This is a genomic window from Myxococcales bacterium (assembly GCA_016703425.1).
GTDB lineage: Bacteria > Myxococcota_A > Polyangia > Polyangiales > Polyangiaceae > JADJCA01.
The window spans coordinates 509225-526567 of the sequence record JADJCA010000002.1; the positions used below are offsets into that span (position 1 = coordinate 509225).

Below are 17343 nucleotides of genomic sequence, written 5' to 3' on the forward strand. Positions count from 1 at the left end.
GCGCGCTGCGCGCCGGTCGCCCCCGTGGTAGGACCGACGGGATCTCGTGTTGGGCCTTCTTCTCGCCGCGCTCTTTATTCTGCTGAACGGATTCTTCGTCGCGGCGGAGTTTGCCTTCGTCAAGCTCCACGCGACGCAGTCGATCCTCGAAGCGCGCATCAAGCGCAAGGAGCGCTCGGCGATCCACGCCAAGATGGTCCTCGAGCGGCTCGACAGCTTCCTCTCCGTCACGCAATTCGGCATCACCCTCGCCAGCCTCGGCCTCGGCTGGGTCGGTGAGCCGGCCGTCGAGGCTTTCATTCGAAGCATCATCGGCACCCCGGCGACCGAGAGCAAAGCTCGTCACGCGATCATCGCCGTCGTGTCCTTCGGCATTCTCACCTTGGGTCACGTGCTCATCGGCGAGCTCGTCCCCAAGCTCGTCGCCATCCAGCGCTCGGAGGCGACGGCGCTCGTCTCCGCCACGCCGCTCCGCATTCTCCACATCAGCTTTCGGCCGCTCCTGTGGGTCCTTGAGACCTTGGGACGCGTGATCCTCAAATCGTTGGGGCTCCGCTCTGACGTGAGCGAAGGGGCGCTGACGGAGGAAGAGATCCTCGGGGTCCTCGCCGCGAGCACGCAGCGAACGCCCAAGGGCAAAGAGAAGGCCGAGCTCTTGGCGCGCGTCGTACGGTTCGGCCAGCGCACGGCGCGCCACGCTATGGTGCCCCGCGTCGACGTGATCTCCCTGCCCGTCGACACGACGCCCGCCGACGCGCTCCGCGTCGTCCAGAGCCAGGGCTATTCGCGCATTCCGCTGACGAAGAAGCGCGCGCTCGACGAGGTCGTGGGCTACCTGTACGCCAAAGACTTGGCCGGCAACGGCGCCGCGGCACGAGGTACGTCCCTCGAAGCGTTGCGCCGCGACGTGCTCTTTGTGCCGGAGACGCAGGGGCTCCTCGACGTGCTCCGCGCGATGCAGACGGGCCAAACGCACATCGCGGTGGTCGTCGACGAATACGGCGGCACGAGTGGCATCCTCACGCTGGAGGATCTGCTCGAAGAGATCGTCGGCGAGATTCGCGACGAGTCCGACGAAGAGCAGGCCACGGTCGTCAAGATCGACGCGGGAGTCTTTGAGATCGACCCGCGCGCCACCTTCGATGAGCTGGGACGGTTGGCGGGCCTCACCTACGAGTCTGGCGAAGGCGCCGAGCCAACGGGCGCGGCGGTGTTGGCGACCCTCGGCCGCATGCCCAAGGTCGGCGACACGGTGCCCGTCGGCCAAAACGGTCGCGCGACGATCCTGACGATGAACCGGCGGCGCGTGACGCGCCTCAAGGTCGAGATCCTTCCCGACGAGCCGGCATGAGCGACGCGCTTCGCGATGCCCCGCGAGGTAAACGAGGCGGTAAAGGAGGAGGCAACGGAGGCTCCGGGGGGCGCCGCACGCCCCCGCGCCGCGCGGGAATCCTTCATCTCGCGCTCGTTGTCGTCACGCTTTTGTCCGTGTGGTCGAGCGGCCGGCTCCGCCTGTCGAACGACCTGACCGACCTGTTCCCAACGGGCGGCGAGGCGGCGATGCTCACGCGGTTCTTGCGCGCCTTCGGCGGCGGCGACCTGGCGGTCTTTCTCGTGGAAGGGTCGCCCGAGAGCGCCGAGACCGCGGCCCGAGCCCTCGCGAGCGAGCTGGGCCACAAGGCCTCCATCGCGCGGGTGCTCGACGAGACGCCAACGATGCGCGCGCCCGATCCGACGCTCGCCTGGGCCTTCGCCGACAAGGACGCGCGAGAGCGACTCGCGAAGGCCGTCACCCAAGACGGGATGCGCGAGCGGCTGCGCGGCACCCGCGAGCTCTTGCTCGCGCCGGGCGCCACCGACGACGGCGCGCTCGCGCTCGACCCGCTCCGCCTCGCCGCCATTCCCTTCGAAGCTCGCATGGAGCTGGCGGCCGGCGTGAAGGGCTTCGCCGGGGGCGCCTTCGTCAACGAAGCGGGCACGGCGCGGCTCGTCATCGCCGAACCGAAGGGCAGCGCCTTCGAGGGCGACAACGCCGAGCGGTTCTTGCGCGACGCGGACCAGGCCATGGCCAAAGCCGCCACACCGGGCACGCGCCTCCGCGTCACGGGAGGTCACGCCATCGCCGCGGCGACGGCCAACATGCTCCGGCGCGACATGATCCTGTCGAGCGCGTTGTCATCGGTGCTTGCGGCGGCGTTTTTCCTTCTCACCTTCGGTCGATTGCGTGCCCTCGTCGCCGTTCTCCCGCCGCTCTTCTTGGGCACCGCTTGGACCATGGGCCTCGCGGCCTTCTTTCCCGGCGGCATCAGCGCCATCGCCACAGCCTTCGCCGCCGTCGTCGTCGGCGTCGGCGTCGACACCGGCGTGCACCTGTACGCGGCGCTGCTCGATGCGCGGCGCGAGGGGCTCCACGGCGCCGACGCCAAGGCCTACGCGCGCGCCGCGACGATGCGACCGACGCTCCTCGCGGCAACGGCCGCGGCCTTCGCCTTCGCCTCCTTGGCCTTGAGCGATCTGTCGGCCGTTCGTCAGCTTGGCCTTATGTGCGCGGCCGGCGAGCTGCTGACGGCCGTCGCGATCCTCGCCTTGCTACCGGAGATCGGCGTGCTCCTCGAGCGCGGCGCTCCCCCTTCGCCGAGACGTCACCGGGTCCTCGAAGGCATCGCATGGCTCACGGGTTCGCGGCGCCGGGCGGCTCTGTCGCTCCTCTTGACGCTCTCACCGCTTCCGCTGCTCGCGATGTTTGGCCTCCCGTCGGCCAACGACGTCCTCGTGGCGATCCGGCCGGCGGCCCTCGAACCGCTCGTCACGCAGCGCGACATCTACCGCCACTTCGGGAGCCGCGAGGGGCAATGGCTCGTGGTGTCGACGGGCAAGGACGTCGGCGAAGCGGCGGCGCGCAGCGACCTTGTGACCGAGCGCCTCGAAGAGCTCGTCAAGGCGGGCACGCTCGACGGCTTCGACGCCCTTGGCACCATGCTCCCAGCGGAGGCCACGCAGCGCCGCCGCCTCGACGTGCGAGACAAGCTCGACCTGCCGAGCCGGCGTGGCGCTCTCGAAGCCGCGCTTCGGGAGACGGGCTTCGACGCCGAAGCCTTCGCGCCAGCGCTAAGAGCGTGGGAGTCGCCGTCGCGCGCCGTCGTGGCGCCGGACGCGCACGGTCCCTTCGCGTGGCTCGTCACGCGGCACCTCGCCACCGATGGCGGCGGGGCGCTCGCCGTCAGCTATGTGCGTCCCCTCGGAGAACGCGCCGCCGACGAGCAAGCGCTCCGCGCGATCCAATCCGTGGGCCCTCACACGGTGGTGACCGGCTATCACCACCTCGAGAAGGCGCTAAAAGACACGCTCGTCCGCGATCTCCCGCGCGTGGCGCTGGTGGCGCTGGTGCTCGTCATCGTGGCGTTGCGCGCGCTCTTGCGTCGCTCCGTCGATGTGGGCATCGCGCTCTTGGCCATCACGCTCGAGCTCGCGTGGGTGGCGCTGGCGATGCGGTTTCTCCACGTCCGCTGGCACGTCTACGACGCGCTCGTTCTCCCGGTGCTCGTCGGCATCACGATGGACGAGTCGATGTTCCTCTTGTTTGCGGCGCGCCGCGCCGGCGCGCGCCTCGAGGACGCGATCTTGGAGCAGGGGCCCCTCGTCGCATCGACGGCCGTGACCACGGCGGCCGGCTTCGGGGCGCTGCTCGTCTGCCGCTTCGAGGGGCTGCGCGATCTCGGCACCGTCGGCGCCCTCGGCAGCGCGCTCGGGCTCGTCGTCGCGCTCATCGTCGTGCCCGCGGCGCTGCGACTCTTGGCAAAAGAAGAGGCGTCGTCGTGACCACGGACCAAGACGCGCTCGCGCTCGCGGAGCCGATCCTGCCGCCGGAAGGCGTTTCGGCGAAGACGCTCGCGGAGGCCACGCGCGAGATCATGCGCGCGCCGCGAGGCCACGTCGACGTCTCGGGCGTGACGGGCTCTGCCGGTCCGCTCCTCGCGGCACGGCTCGCGAACCGCGGGGAACAGGTCGTGTTCGTCACCGCCGACGTGGACGCGGCGCGACGCGCCGCCGCGGATCTGACGTTCCTCTTGTCCCACGCCAGCCTGTCCCGTGTGACGGGAGGAGACACCTCCCAAGGCGACGAAGCGAATGAACTCGCCGACGACGCCGACGTCGCCGAAGAGACCGGCAACGCCGAGGTTCTGTTGCTCGTGCCCAACGAGTCGTCGCCCTACGCGGACGTGAGCCCCGATCGGCGCGCGGCGATGGCGCGCCTCGCGACGTTGTTTCACCTGGCGAAGGAGCGCTGGCGCGTCCTCGTCGTGCCCGCGGCGGCGCTCGTGCGGCGGTTCGTTCCCCAAAACGTGCTCACGGCCGCCGCGGCGCGGGTCGTTGCGGAGGAGGAGGTCGACCGGGATTCGCTGGTCCGCGCACTCGCCGACGCCGGTTACCTGCGCGTACCCTTGGTGGAGGATCCGGGCTCGTTCGCCGTCCGCGGGGGCCTCATCGATGTGTGGCCTGCGTCGTCCGACGATCCCGTGCGCATCGAGCTCTACGGCGACATCGTCGTCACCATCAAACCGTTCGACGCCGTCGACCAGAAGACGAAGAAGAAGCCCAAGGACGCGGGCGGTGGAGACGTGACGCTTCCGCACATCGTCTTGCCACCGGTGCGGGAGGCCATCCTGTCGCTCGATGTTCAGGCGGCGGCAAAGAAGCGCATCGTGGACCTCTGCGACGCCATCGATTTCCCCACCACCAAGACGCGCGCCCTCACCGACGACGTCCTCTCGGGCCGCACCTTCTTCGGCGCCGACGGCTACTTGCCCGCCTACTACGGCGAGCTGGCGACGCTCTTCGACTACGTGGGCGGCGCTCGCTACGTGATCCTCGACGCCCCTTCCACCATCGCCACCGAGGCGACCGCCGAGCGCGAACGTGCCGTCGCCGACGCGGCAGCGAAAGAGGGGCACCCGCACTACGAGCCCGACGCCTTCTACCTGGCACCAGAAGACGCGGCGCAGGCCCTTTTGCAGCGGCGCGTCGTGTCGCTCCACACCACGCCCATTCGCGGCGACGGCGGCACCGGGCTCGGTCAATTTGCCACGTCAACGGGCGAGCTCGATCTCGCGTCGCGGAGCCATGACGCGCTCACACGCGCCGTTCGGGCCGCGCGAACGGGGCGCGGTCGCACGGCCACGCTCGAGCCCCTCGCGGTGCGCATTCGGGCCTTTCGCGAGCATGGTCTTCGCGTGGTCATCGCGGCGCGAGCGGCGACGCAAGCGGAGCGGCTTCGCCTCCTGCTCTCGCACCAAGGGATCACATGCCACGTGCACGGGGCGCGAGCCACCGAAGAAGCCGTCGCCGCTCCGCCGGAGGCGCAGGCGGAGATCATCGTCGGCGCGCTCGCCCACGGCGTGCTGCTACCGGCTGACGGCCTCGCGCTCATCACGGAGGAAGAGATCTTTGGTCAGCGGGCGCATCGAGCCCGCGAGCGCCGCAAGGACGATCCGTCGAAGGCGTTCCTCGAGGACCTCCGCTCGCTCGCGATGGGCGACTTCGTGGTGCACGTGGACCACGGCATCGGGCGCTACCTGGGCCTCGTCCACAAGGACGTCGGCGGCATGGCCGTCGACCTCTTGGCCATCGAATACGGCGGCGGCGACAAGCTCTACCTGCCGGTCTACCGGCTCAATCAGGTCCAAAAATACAAGGGCGGCGAGAACGCAGCGCCGAAGCTCGATCGCCTCGGCGGCTCGACCTTCGAGAAGACCAAGGCCCGCGTCCGCGTGGCCGTGCGCCAGATGGCCGACGAGCTCTTGCGCCTCTACGCGGAGCGCAAGGCCCAGCTAAGGCCGCCGCTCTCCCCCGTCGACGACGATCTCCGAACCTTCGAAGCGACGTTCCCCTTCGACGAAACGCCGGATCAGGCCCGCGCCATCGCCGCGGTCAACGCGGACCTCGAAGGGCCCGCGCCCATGGACCGACTCGTCTGCGGCGACGTGGGCTTCGGCAAGACGGAGGTGGCCATGCGCGCCGCGTTCCGTGTCGCCATGGCCGGCAAACAGGTGGCGATTATGTGCCCCACGACGGTGCTCGCGCAGCAGCACTTTCGCACCTTCGAGGCGCGCATGGAGGGCCACCCGCTCGTCATTCCGAGCCATGAGCCGCTTTCAGACGAAGCGCGAACAAGACGAGACCATGCTGATGCTCAAGGAGGGGCGTTGCGACATCGTCGTGGGCACGCACCGCCTCCTCTCCAAAGACATCCGCTTCAAAGACCTGGGGCTCCTCGTGGTCGACGAAGAGCAGCGCTTCGGCGTCGCCCACAAGGAGCGAATGAAGCAGCTCCGCGCCGTCGTCGACGTGTTGACGCTGACGGCAACGCCGATTCCACGCACCTTGCAGATGGCCGTTGGCGGCATGCGCGATCTCTCGCTCATCACGACGCCGCCCGCGGATCGTCGCGCCGTGCGCACCATCGTGACGCGGTACGACGAGCTGGTCATCAAGGAGGCCGTCGAGCGTGAGCTCGCGCGCGGCGGCCAGATCTTCTACGTCTACAACCGCGTCGAGGGCCTCTACGAGCGTGCCGCGAAGCTTCAGAGCCTCGTCCCGTCGGCGCGCATCGCGGTGGGGCACGGGCAAATGGCCCGTGGCAGGCGCAAGACCGAGGGCGGCGGGCCCGACAAGACCGAGAGCGCGCTCGAGAAGACGATGCTCGATTTCGTCGAGGGCCGCTACGACGTGCTGGCGGCGACGGCCATCATCGAGAGCGGCCTCGACATCCCGCGCGCGAACACGATCATCATTGATCGCGCCGACCTCTTCGGCCTGGCGCAGCTCTACCAGCTCCGCGGCCGCGTCGGCCGCTCCAAGGAGCGGGCCTATTGTTACCTGGTCGTTCCGCCCGAGGGCTCCATGACCGACGAGTCGCGGGCGCGCATCGAGGCGCTAGAGCGCCACACGGAGCTCGGCAGCGGCTTTCACATCGCGTCGCTCGACCTCGAGCTCCGCGGCGCCGGCGATCTCCTCGGCGCGGAGCAGTCGGGCAACGTCGCCAGCGTCGGCTTCGAGCTCTTCTGCGCGATGCTCGACGAGGCGGTCCACGAGCTGCGCGGCGAGCCCGTCGTCCACGACATCGACCCCGAGCTTTCGGTAGACGTAGAAGCGCTCTTGCCGGAGGACTACGTCGCCGAGGTCGGCGTACGGCTGTCGCTCTACAAGCGCTTCGCGAGCGCCATTGACGAGGCGCAGGTCGGTGAGCTGGCGGAAGAGATGGAGAACCGCTTCGGTCCCCCGCCCGAGGTCGCGCGTCGCCTTGTCCAGCTCATGACCATCAAGACGGAGCTCCGAAAGATGCGTGCCGTGGGCTGCGACGCCAACGCGAAGAGCGTCACGTTGCACTTGCGCGACGACACGCCGCTCGACTCGGGCAAGATCCTCGAGCTCGTCCGCGCGCCGAAGAGCCCCTACCGGCTCACGCCCGACATGAGGCTCGTGAGGCGCTTCGACGGCGTTCGGAACGGCCTCGCCAACGTCGAAGCGACGCTCGGCGAACTGGCGCGCTGCTGGAAATGAAGCCATAAGAATGACGTCGATGTTCCCCCCCGCGAGTGATGGCGCCAGCGACGGCGCTCGTGAGCGCGCTGCCGGTGGCGACGGGCCGAGAGCCCCGCTTCTTTCGCGGCTCGCGGCCCTCGCGCTCTCGCTGATGGCGTCCTGCACGTTCCTCGTTCGTTTCGAGGAGCACGAGCCGTCCGAAGACGAGGACGCCGGCGGCGAGCCGGATGCCAGAGCGCCCTTGGTCCCGACGCCCGTCGCCGACGCGACGGCACCGTCCAACGACGCACCGGCGACCACCGCGTGTGGGCCCGGTCAGCCCAACGCCCTGCTCACCGGCGGCCAGATCTGCTGCAACGGCACGACCCAGCGCATCGATGATCCGAAACACTGCGGCGGCTGCGGCATCGTCTGCGCTTCCGGGCAGACGTGCAGCAAACAGGCGAACGAGCGCTTCTACTGCTCGAACTGCGCCGCGACGGGCGGGCGCCCGTCGTGTTGGTCGGGCTGCTGCTCCGCGTCCTTCGGGCCCGCCGGCGTCTGTGCCGCCAACGACTGCGACACCGGCGATTGCATCCCCCAGGCGTGCACCGCACGCTCGATGGTTTGTGTACCAAGGACCGCGGCGGCGGCGGCGTATTGCCGCTTCCCGAACGAGCCCTAAACGTCGCTCTACAGCGCGCCGCCCTTGGCCTTGCACTCGGCCGTGAAGGCCTCGCACAAGCGCTTGGTCTTCGCGTCCGTCGTGACCTTGGGGCTCCCGCAGAACGTCCGCGCGTTCGAGCAATCGGGAAGGTCGGTGCGCGGCGCGGCGGCCGAAGGCGCGACCTTGGGGGCCACCTTCTTCACGACCGGCGGCGCCGAGGCCAAGGCGGCAACGGAAGCGTCGTCCGCGGCGACGGGGGCCGAAGGCACGGCAGCGGCGACGACCGGCTCGGCCGGTGCGCCCGCATCGAACGCCGCGGGGTCGACCTTCTTGCCGCACGCGAGCGAGAAGACCGCCAGCGTCGAGGCGACGCCGAGACCGATGAAGCGGGCGTGAACCGATTGCTTGAGGCTCAAAGTGTTCCTCCCTTTGCGAAACACGACTGCTTGTTGGTGGTGCACAGGTTCTGAATGGCCTTGTCGGTCGCGGCGGCCGGGTGATTGCAAAACTTCCGCGCCGTCTCGCACTCGGGCAGCGCCTTGTTGGGCTTCTTGGGCGCGGCCTTGTCGGCAGCCACGGGCGGGGCTTTGCCAGCAGGAGCCAGCGACGCGAGGGCGGCAGGCGCCTCCTCGACGGGCGCCGACGCGGCTGCCGAGGGCGCGAGGACCGGCGCCGCGGCGGGCGAGGCGGCGGCGCTGCCGGCGTCGAAGGCCGCGGGGTCGACCTTTTTGCTGCAACCTACAAACAATGCGGCAGGGGCAATGGCCAGGAGCAACGTGACCGGCAAGCGACGTCGACTGCGACGCTGATTCACAGGGTTCCTCCCTTGGCAAAACACGCCTGCTTGTTGGTCACGCAGAGGTTCTGGATGCTCTTGTCGGTGCCGGCGGCCGGGTGGTTGCAGAACTTTCGCGCGACATCGCACTCGGCGATCTTCGGCTTCGGCGGCGGCGGCGGCGGTGGCGTCACGGTCGTTGGTGGCGGCGGCGGTGGCGGCGTCACGGTTGTCGGCGGCGGCGGCGGCGTGGGAGGCGTCGGCGTCGACGGCGTCGTGGCCGTCGACGTCGCCGGCTTCGTGGTCTTCCCGACGGGCGTCGGCGTCTTGACCGGATCGAGCGGCTTGACGGCGGTGGTGGCCGCCGTCGGGGTCGTCTCGGTTGGCGCCGTTGGCGTCGTGGGGATCACGGTGGGCGGAGGAGCCGCGGTGGTTGTGCCACCGAAGACGTTCGGATCACCGGTCGGGGTGTTCGACTTGAAGACGCCGAGGCCCGCGAGCACGGCCACAATGGACCCGATGCCCAAGACCGCGATGGCGCCGAAGATGAGACCTCGCGGCAGCCCCTTGCTCTCGGTGCTCGCCGCCGCAAAGGCCTGGTGTCCGCTCGCGGGCGTTCCATAACCGGGAGCGGCCATCGCGGGGCCCGGCGCCGGGCCCATCGGCGTCGGCGCATGCATGGGCGCGGGCGCGTAGACGCCCGGCGGCGCTTGCATAGGCGTCGCCATCTCGGTCTTTTGACGCCCATCGGCCGGCGCCGGTGCGGGGGTCGCCGCGCCGGCCGCGACATCGGCGTCGAAGGCGTCGATGAAGCCCGTGACGTCATCGAAGCGTTCTTCCGGTTGCTTCGAGAGGGCGCGGTTGATGGCGTTGCGCATGCCCGCGGGCACGCGCGTTCCGGCCGGCAACGACTCGATGGCGACGGGCCGCGCGGTCATGTGCTGCGTGGCCCACTCCCACGCGGTGTTGCCGGAGAACGGCAACCGGCCGGTGAGCATCTCGTAGGCCATGACACCGAGCGAGTAGATGTCGCTGCGTGCGTCGATGGGCTTGCCGGTGAATTGCTCCGGGCTCATGTAGGGCGGCGTCCCGAGAACCATGCCCTGCTGCGTGAGCTTCTGCTCGTTCGGGTCGTGCTCGTTGGAGCGCTTGGCGATGCCGAAGTCGAGCACCTCGACCCAGTCCTTTTGGCCGGCGCGTTCGCAAAGAACGACGTTGTCGGGCTTCAGATCGCGGTGGACGATGCCGCGCGAGTGCGCCTCGGCCAGCGAGCCGCACACCTGGCGCATGATCTTGAGCACGCGCGGAGGATCCATCGGGCCCTCCTGCTCGAGGATCTCGGCGACGCTCCGCCCCTCGACGTACTCCATCACGATGTAGAGCGTGCCGTCGTCGGTCTTGCCGAAGTCGTGCACCTGAATCGTGTTTGGATGTTGAAGCTCGGCCACGGTGGCGCACTCGCGCTCAAACCGAGCCACAATCTTCGGGTCGTGGGACAGGTGCGCGTGCAGCGTCTTGACGGCGACCTTCTTGACCGTCGGCCCTAGGTTAAACTCGCCGAGAAAAACAGCGCCCATGCCGCCCTCGCCGAGCAGCTTGATGATCCGATATTTCCCGCCGACCACTTTGCCGACGAGGGGAGGGGCATCGCTCACGGAACGTTCCTCACTGGGGGTCACCTGTCCGTTGGGGCCTGCGGCTTTGTCTGACGGCAGAGCGCCTTCGGACCCGTAACATCGCATACTTCCGAAATTGGGGAGATCCGATTCGTTCCGCCGAGACGATGGCCCTTAGCGCCTTCCCGAGCGCCTCCGTCGGAGCATGCCGCGAATCGGCGTGCGAGGGTTGGACGGGGCAGCGGGAAAATCGATCTTGTGGCGGCCGCTTCCCCAAGGATCCCGCGGCGGCAGCGTCAAAGGCGCGAGTCCGTGGGGGGCCCCGATCGGACCCCTTCCGCGAGCGGCCAACCGAGGGGCCATCGGCGATCGGTGGCGCGATCCCAGAGCTCGAAGCGCGTTCCGCGAGCGGTACGCGGGAAAAGAACTCCGATGCGGGTCGTGAGGTTCTTGTCGATGCGAGGCGCGCCGCCGTGGCCGGCGTCGACAATGTCGCCATCGATGAGGCCAGGAAAATCGAAGCGAACGCGCTCCAAGAGCGTCGGGCCCTCAAAGAGCTCGAGCGCGAAGCGTCCCATGACGCGCGGGGTCGCGCGCGGAGCTTCGAGCTCGACTTTGTGGACGGCCGTGAGAAAGACCTCGCCCTTGACCCACCTGAGGTCGACGACCCACTGGCGCTTGTCCTCCAGCGGCGTCGGGTCCGGCGGAATCGGTGCGATGGGACCGCTGTCGCGGGAGCGCGCGTCGGAGCGCGCATCCAAGGACGCGTCGGAGCTCTTGGGGCTGCCGCTGTAGAAGCCACCGTCTTGAGCCGCCGATGCGCCCGACGCCACGAGCACGAAGAGCGGTACGACGCAGGCGCCGACCGCAACCGCGAGGCTCCGCCCGAGCGCGCCCGCCTTCGGCGGGAGCACCTCTTGCCCGACTTGCCTGCCAACCTTGGCTGCCGCGACGGCCGCGTGGTGGCACTGTGAAATACGCTCTAAAGGTCGCACTCGATGGCGGTATCCCACGCTTCAGGGCTTCCGCCAAGAGAGGCCCAGAGGCTCGTGAGCTCAGGCGCGACAGGAGCGCTAACCGAGACAACCCCACCGCGGCACGGCACGGCCACGCGAGCGCAGTGCAGGGCCACGCGAGCGAGAGCCACAACGCGCCCGCCGGCGAGCACGAGGCGCGCCGCTCCGCCGTAGTCTCGGTCGCCGAGGAGCGGCACCCCCGCATGGCTCGCGTGCACACGGAGCTGGTGCGTGCGTCCCGTTTCGGGGGCGAGCGCGAGGAGCCAACTGCGCGAGCCAGCCTCGGCGACGAAGCGCACCCGGGAACGCGCCGGCTTGGCTTCGGGACCGTTCACCGCGCGAAGCATCGCGCTCTTTCGATGACGACCGATGGCGAAGGTCCACGCGCCGTCCAACGCGTCGGCGCCAGGGGCCAACATACCGAGAGCCACGTAGCGACGGGCATGTGTCCCCGCCTCGCGCGCCTGAAGGATGCGCTGAGCCGCGGCGGGGCTCTTGGCCAAGGTCACCACGCCACTCACGAGCCGATCGAGGCGCGAGGTGACGTGGAGCGCCTTGTCTGAGAGGCCGAGCTGGCGCGCCACGACGTCGATCAGCGAACCGCGCGAGCCCTCGAGGCTGGGCACGGTGGGGATGCCGGCCGGCTTCGCGACGGCGACGTAGTCGTCGTCTTGGAAGAGGAGGGGCAGTGTGCCCGCTTCTCCTACCGGAGCAGCGACACGAATGGACTCGCCTGCAGCGAGCCGCTTTGAAGCATCGGTCAGCCGGTAGGCTCCAAGGAAGACGCGGCCTTCGTTCACTGCCGCTGGCGTTTCACCGAGCGAAGCGAGCACCTCCCAGACCTCCATAGGGCGCTCGAGCACGAAGCGCTTCACGAGATCACGTTGCGGTGGGACGAGGTGGGCATGCGAGGCGTTCGCTAACAATAGCGGGGCCGACTTCGGATGCGCTACGTTCGAAGGCCGACTCGCGGTCCGCGGTCTCGACGCGTCCGGCGGTCTCGAGGTGAGATGACACACGGCGTTTCGAAGCTTGGCGGTCGCAGTTGGGTGGGGGCGGCCGCGTTGGGCGCTTGGCTCTTTGCGTGCTCCGACCCCATCCCCGACGCCCCAAAGGATGCGGGCAGCGTCGCCGTCGATGCCCGGTCGACGGTCGATGCGGCCCCCACTCCCGTCGCCGATGCGAGCATCGACCAATACGTCGAGCCACCGTTCGATGCGGGCCGCGCCTTCGATTTCGCCGAGCCTTACATCGGCATTCCCGGCCCGTCGTCGCGCAGCGACGCCGGACACGCCACAACCAACACGCCCAAGAGCAACCCAGCAAACACGCTGTGCCTTGATTGTCACAAGGTCGGCGGCTCCGCGGCTACGAGGCCGTTCTTCGCCGGTGGCACGGTGCGCTTCCAGGTCGATGGCGGGCCGGCCCACATGGCCGAAGTGAGACTCAAGGCCTATTACACGACGGCAGCCATCTCCGCTTACACAGACGAGGATGGCAACTGGTTCGTGCCGCTCGCCGCCGCGCAAGATGCCGGCGTGAATTTCTCCGTGCGCCCGGGCGTACGGAACCAAAATGGCACCCGGACCATGGGGTCGTCTCCCGCCATCGGAAACTGCAACGCGTGTCACAGCGGGTCCGTCAAGCTCTGAGGCGGACGCACTCGGCCCTCCTCGAGCAGCACACCTAGCCATGGACGCGACCATTCCCGGAGTGAGCCCGCCCCCCGTAGCGTTTGCCGGTGACGCGTCCGACGTCAGCGTCGCCGGGTCAATCCCACCGGGGAGCAGCTCCTTTCAGGTGGGTGACGTCCTTCGCGGCATCTACGAAGTCCGCGGCGTCCTCGGCCAAGGAGGCATGGGCGAGGTCTACGACGCCTGGGATCTGAAGCTCCACCGTCGCATCGCCATCAAGACGTCGCGCCCCGGGCTGCCGCACATCGCCCTCGAGGCGCGCGCGCTCGCTGCGCTGCGCCACCCGGCCTTGGTCTCCGTGCACGCCCTCGACGAACACGAAGGTGTTCCCTTCATGGTGATGGAGCACGTGCCGGGGACGACGCTGATGAGCCACATCGACAAGCGACGCATCACCGGTGAAGGCCTCGTCGTCGAAGAGGCGCTCGATGTCCTCTTGGGCATCGCGGAAGGGCTCGCGGCGGTCCACCGCGCGGGCATTGCTCACCGCGATCTCACGCCAGCCAACGTGATGCTGGCGCCCGGCAGCCGCGTCGTCCTCACGGACTTCGGGCTTATGCAACCGGAGTCGGGCGCACCTTCCAAACCCGGCTACCTAGCGGGAACCCCCGCCTACATGGCGCCCGAGGTGTTTCGCCGCGACGTGGCGCCCGGCGCCGCGCACCTCGTCGACGTCTACGCGCTCGGGGTCATCGCCTTCGAGATGCTGACGACGCGACTGCCCTACGAGGCCACCACGCTCCTCGGCTACGAGACGCTGCATCGCGAAGCCGCCGTCCCCGAACCCATCGGCCCCGAGCCGGTGCCGCCGCGGCTGACGGCGCTCGTACGCGAGCTCCTGGGCAAGGAGCCCCGGGAGCGGCCGTCCGTCGAGAGCGTCGTGTGGCAGCTCCGCGCGATTCGAAACCAGCTGGGCCGCTTGAGCTCCAACGACGGGCCGCTCCGCGTCCTCGTCGTCGACGACGAGCGCTACACCTCGCAGCTCCTCGCCATGTACGTGAGGCACGCGGCGCCAAACGCGGAGATCCTCGTCGCGAACAACGCGAAACAAGCGCTCGATCAGGTCAAGAAGCGGCCACCGGACATCATGGTTTTAGACCTCATGATGCCGGACATGGGCGGCATCGAGCTCTTCATGTACTTGCGTGGCGAGCGACTCGCCGAGCGGTGCAACATCGTCGCCGTGAGCGTCGACGCGGACCCTGGCGACGTGGAACTGCTCTACGAGCTAGGCGTCGCCATGTTCTTGCCGAAGGACGGCGCCCTGCAGACGCAGCTCAAGGCGTTCGTGACCGAATACCTTCACTGCCGCCAGACCGGCGAGACGCCGCGCTCGATGCGGCCCTCGCGGAGGAGCTTCACGAACGAGTGAGTCGTTCGACGGTGCCTCGCTCACCGTCGACGCGCACGAGGTCCCCGGTGCGCAGCGCGCGCGTGGCTCCGGCAACGTTGACCACCGTCGGGACGCCCAGCTCGCGAGCCACGATGGCCGCGTGCGACAGCGGTCCGCCGAGCTCCGTGACAACGGCGAGGGCGATGGGAAACAGAGGCGTCCAGCCGACGTCCGTCGACCGCACCACGAGGACCTCGCCGGGCTCAAGTTCTCCCATGCGCTCAACCGACGGGATCACGCGGACTCGCCCCTCTACAACGCCGGAGCAGCCGCTGCTGCCGCGCAGGAGATCGCCGCCCGTGGGAGGCGCGACGATGGTCGGCGGCGCGCCCACGAAGGTCCCCGGCGGGTCGGGCCTCGCGACGTTGCGCGCGTATTCGGCGCGGCGCGCGCGCACGAGCGGTGCGATGTCGACGCGAGCCGTCTGCAGGACCCCGACGACCTCGTCGACGGTGAGAAAGAAGACCGACTCAATGGCGTGGGGCCCGCCGAGGTCGGGCACGAGGCGCACGAGCCGCCGCTCCGCATCGAGGAACGCCGTACGAAGCATGCCAAGGACGCGCGTGACCCAGGCGCGCATTCGCTCTCGCAAGCGCGCGGCCTTCTGCGCGCGCGCCACCAAGTGGCGCACCGTCGTCTGGCTCACGACGTTGAGACTCGAGAGGAGGCGCGAGCCTTCGAGGTCGACCTGCGAGCGCGTCCGGGCGAGCTGCGCCTCGACGTCGCGCCCCTCGCCGCGCAACGCCACGCGCAACATCGTGAGCACGACGCGCGGCTCCTCTCGCCAGCGTGGCGTCGACAGTTCGGCCTCGCGAACGGCGCGATCGCCGTAAAGCTCGAGGAAGCTCACCAAGGCGCGCCGCGTGGGCCCCTCAGGCAACTGCTCGGGCACGGTCGTCTCGACGCTCTGGATGGCGCCCAGCGCCAGCGGTTCGCGCCGCGCCAGCTCCGCGACGTGGAGGACACCGATGGCGGGCCGCGCGCTCTCGAGATCGCGGATGCCGGCGGTGAGCGCCTGCGCGAGGTATTCGGCGCGCCCCGGCGCGACCCGCGAGAGCAGCGCCTTGAGCGCCAAATGGCTCCCGAGGGCGCTCGAGGCGCACGTCAACATGACGTTGCCGGTGCGCTCGAGGAGCCCTTGGAGATCGCGGATGGTTCGGGCCAGCGCTTCGTCGGGCAAGATGGCGAGGTCGAGGGCCGCGTACGTGCGCCGCGACGACTCGGCGTCGCGTTCGAAGCGCTCGACCTCGCTGTCGAGGCGCCATTGCTCCGACAAGAGGCGTGTCGCCGTGAGCGGGAGCCGCGCCACGAAGCCCCTTCGCGAGACTTCGCCAACGTCTCGCGCGAGCTCGTCACCGCCAGCGCCGCCGCCAAGCTCGACGAGCGTTTTGGGTGACAGCCAAGGGACCTGCGCAGCGACGCGCATGAACTGCGAGAGATTCAAGTAGAAGCGACCGTAGACGTCCCCGACCAGCACCGCGCTCTTCGGGACCGTGCACCCCAGCGTGGCAAAGGCGCGGCGAAAGCCCGCGTCGCTGAAGGCGCCTGCCACCGACCACGTGAGCGGCGTGGCGACGCCGGGCAGCGCCTCCCCAACGTTCGCGTTGCTCCAGACCGTCGCCGCTTCACCGCCGGCAGGAAATCCCTGCCCCGTGACAGGCCGCGCCTGGACGAGCCAAATGCGCTCCTTGTCGATGGCGAACTCCACGTCCCACGCGACGTCTTCAAGACCCTCGAGGCGCGACGCCAAATCGGCCAACGCTCGGCAGTTCGCCTCCGTGAGGGACGCAGCGTCGGGCGACGGCGCCGGACGCAAGACCAGCTCGCCCGCGGCGACGACGAGCTCCGAGTCTTTGTGCGCGATCAGCGACTCTTTGACGGCTCCCGCCTTGTCGAGTCGCAACATGTCGGGCGTCTGCACGCCGTGCACGACGGGAGCGCCAAGGCCCCAAGATGCGTTGACGACGCGGTCTCTCGCGCCATCGCCGTCGCCGTCGGCGCGGGTGAACATCACGCCGGCGGCCTCGGCGCAGACCATCCGCTGAATCACGACGGCCATCGCCACGTCGCGGACGCCGTTGTGCGCCAGATAGGAGAGCGCACGACCGGAGGCGAGCGACGCCCAAACGTCTCGAATCGCATCGGCCAAGCGCGCGGGCCCGAAGACCGCGAGGCGAGTCTCGGCGAGGCCCGCCATGGAGGCGACGGCTCCGTCTTCGCAGGTCGCGCTGGAGCGCACCGCGAGACCCCACGGCGCGTTGTCCTTCACCGTCGCCCACAGCTCTTCGAGCTCCCCTTCGAGCCCATCGGGCAAGGTCGCGCTGAGGATCGCTTGCCGCGCCTCCGCCACCCGCAACGGGAAGCTGTGCGCGGAGACCGAGCGCAAGAGTGCCTTGGGGTCTGCCGACGCGGGGAGCAAGCGCCTCGCTTCGCTCCACACCTTGCTCGAGACGACCCACGCCTCGGGGACCGCGAAGCCCGCCTTGTGGAGCCACACGAGCCGCGCGGCTTTCCCGCCGACGACACGCGCGTCGTCGCCTTTTCGCTTCTTGGCGAGCGTCGCGAGGGAAACGATGTGAGGCATCGCCGGCGGCAATTCTACACGTCCGCGCGAGCACCGAGGCCCATCCATTTTTGCGCGTGGCGCCGGGGGCGCTCCCG

The 17343-nt window shown here is 69.3% G+C and carries 10 protein-coding genes and 2 pseudogenes; 6 read left to right on the forward strand and 6 right to left on the reverse strand.

All coding sequences use genetic code 11. The features are described from left to right. The first annotated feature begins 46 nt into the window (after window positions 1-46). The 4 genes and pseudogenes from IPG50_08465 to IPG50_08480 all read left to right on the forward strand — a co-directional run bounded on the left by IPG50_08465 (window position 47) and on the right by IPG50_08480 (window position 8206). Window positions 47-1351 carry an HlyC/CorC family transporter gene (locus IPG50_08465; protein MBK6692224.1) on the forward strand — a complete coding sequence of 435 codons (1305 nt, stop codon included), beginning with the start codon at window positions 47-49 and terminating at the stop codon, window positions 1349-1351. A gap of 137 nt (window positions 1352-1488) precedes the next feature. After that, entirely contained in the window at window positions 1489-3819 is a 2331-nt protein-coding gene (locus IPG50_08470) for an MMPL family transporter (protein MBK6692225.1), read from the forward strand. Window positions 3820-3911: 92 nt separating this feature from the next. Then, window positions 3912-7560: pseudogene (mfd, locus tag IPG50_08475) on the forward strand (transcription-repair coupling factor). A gap of 19 nt (window positions 7561-7579) precedes the next feature. Continuing rightward, window positions 7580-8206 (forward strand): hypothetical protein, encoded by a 627-nt coding sequence (locus IPG50_08480; GenBank protein MBK6692226.1) that lies wholly within the window; start codon window positions 7580-7582, stop codon window positions 8204-8206. Between the two features lie 8 nt (window positions 8207-8214). On the opposite strand, the gene IPG50_08485 is transcribed toward IPG50_08480, so the two are convergent. The 5 genes and pseudogenes from IPG50_08485 to IPG50_08505 all read right to left on the reverse strand — a co-directional run bounded on the left by IPG50_08485 (window position 8215) and on the right by IPG50_08505 (window position 12470). Beyond that, a complete protein-coding gene (locus IPG50_08485; GenBank protein ID MBK6692227.1) occupies window positions 8215-8604 on the reverse strand; it encodes a hypothetical protein in 390 nt (129 codons plus the stop codon). Continuing rightward, window positions 8601-9002 carry a hypothetical protein gene (locus tag IPG50_08490; GenBank protein MBK6692228.1) on the reverse strand — a complete coding sequence of 134 codons (402 nt, stop codon included), beginning with the start codon at window positions 9000-9002 and terminating at the stop codon, window positions 8601-8603. Before IPG50_08490 ends, IPG50_08485 begins: the two co-directional genes overlap by 4 nt. A 791-nt stretch (window positions 9003-9793) precedes the next feature. After that, a pseudogene (locus IPG50_08495) lies at window positions 9794-10705 on the reverse strand (serine/threonine protein kinase). A 170-nt stretch (window positions 10706-10875) separates the two neighbouring features. Then, window positions 10876-11574: a hypothetical protein gene (locus IPG50_08500; protein MBK6692229.1), complete on the reverse strand. Its 699-nt coding sequence runs from the start codon at window positions 11572-11574 to the stop codon at window positions 10876-10878. Continuing rightward, window positions 11562-12470 carry an RluA family pseudouridine synthase gene (locus tag IPG50_08505; protein MBK6692230.1) on the reverse strand — a complete coding sequence of 303 codons (909 nt, stop codon included), beginning with the start codon at window positions 12468-12470 and terminating at the stop codon, window positions 11562-11564. Before IPG50_08505 ends, IPG50_08500 begins: the two co-directional genes overlap by 13 nt. A gap of 135 nt (window positions 12471-12605) precedes the next feature. On the opposite strand from IPG50_08505, the gene IPG50_08510 reads away from it, so the two are divergent. Both IPG50_08510 and IPG50_08515 read left to right on the forward strand, forming a co-directional pair. Continuing rightward, window positions 12606-13247, forward strand: a complete 642-nt coding sequence (locus IPG50_08510) for a hypothetical protein (protein ID MBK6692231.1) — start codon at window positions 12606-12608, stop codon at window positions 13245-13247. Between the two features lie 61 nt (window positions 13248-13308). Continuing rightward, window positions 13309-14661 (forward strand): protein kinase, encoded by a 1353-nt coding sequence (locus tag IPG50_08515; protein ID MBK6692232.1) that lies wholly within the window; start codon window positions 13309-13311, stop codon window positions 14659-14661. On the opposite strand, the gene IPG50_08520 is transcribed toward IPG50_08515, so the two are convergent. Continuing rightward, a complete protein-coding gene (locus IPG50_08520) occupies window positions 14648-17266 on the reverse strand; it encodes a phosphoenolpyruvate synthase (protein MBK6692233.1) in 2619 nt (872 codons plus the stop codon). The genes IPG50_08515 and IPG50_08520 overlap by 14 nt on opposite strands. Window positions 17267-17343: the final 77 nt, after the last annotated feature.

Bases quoted from the DNA above. Each gene is read 5' to 3' on its own strand.
- IPG50_08480 (MBK6692226.1), top strand. From the start codon at position 7,580: ATGTTCCCCCCCGCGAGTGATGGCGCCAGCGACGGCGCTCGTGAGCGC.
- IPG50_08520 (MBK6692233.1), bottom strand. From the start codon at position 17,266: ATGCCTCACATCGTTTCCCTCGCGACGCTCGCCAAGAAGCGAAAAGGC.
- IPG50_08510 (MBK6692231.1), top strand. From the start codon at position 12,606: ATGACACACGGCGTTTCGAAGCTTGGCGGTCGCAGTTGGGTGGGGGCG.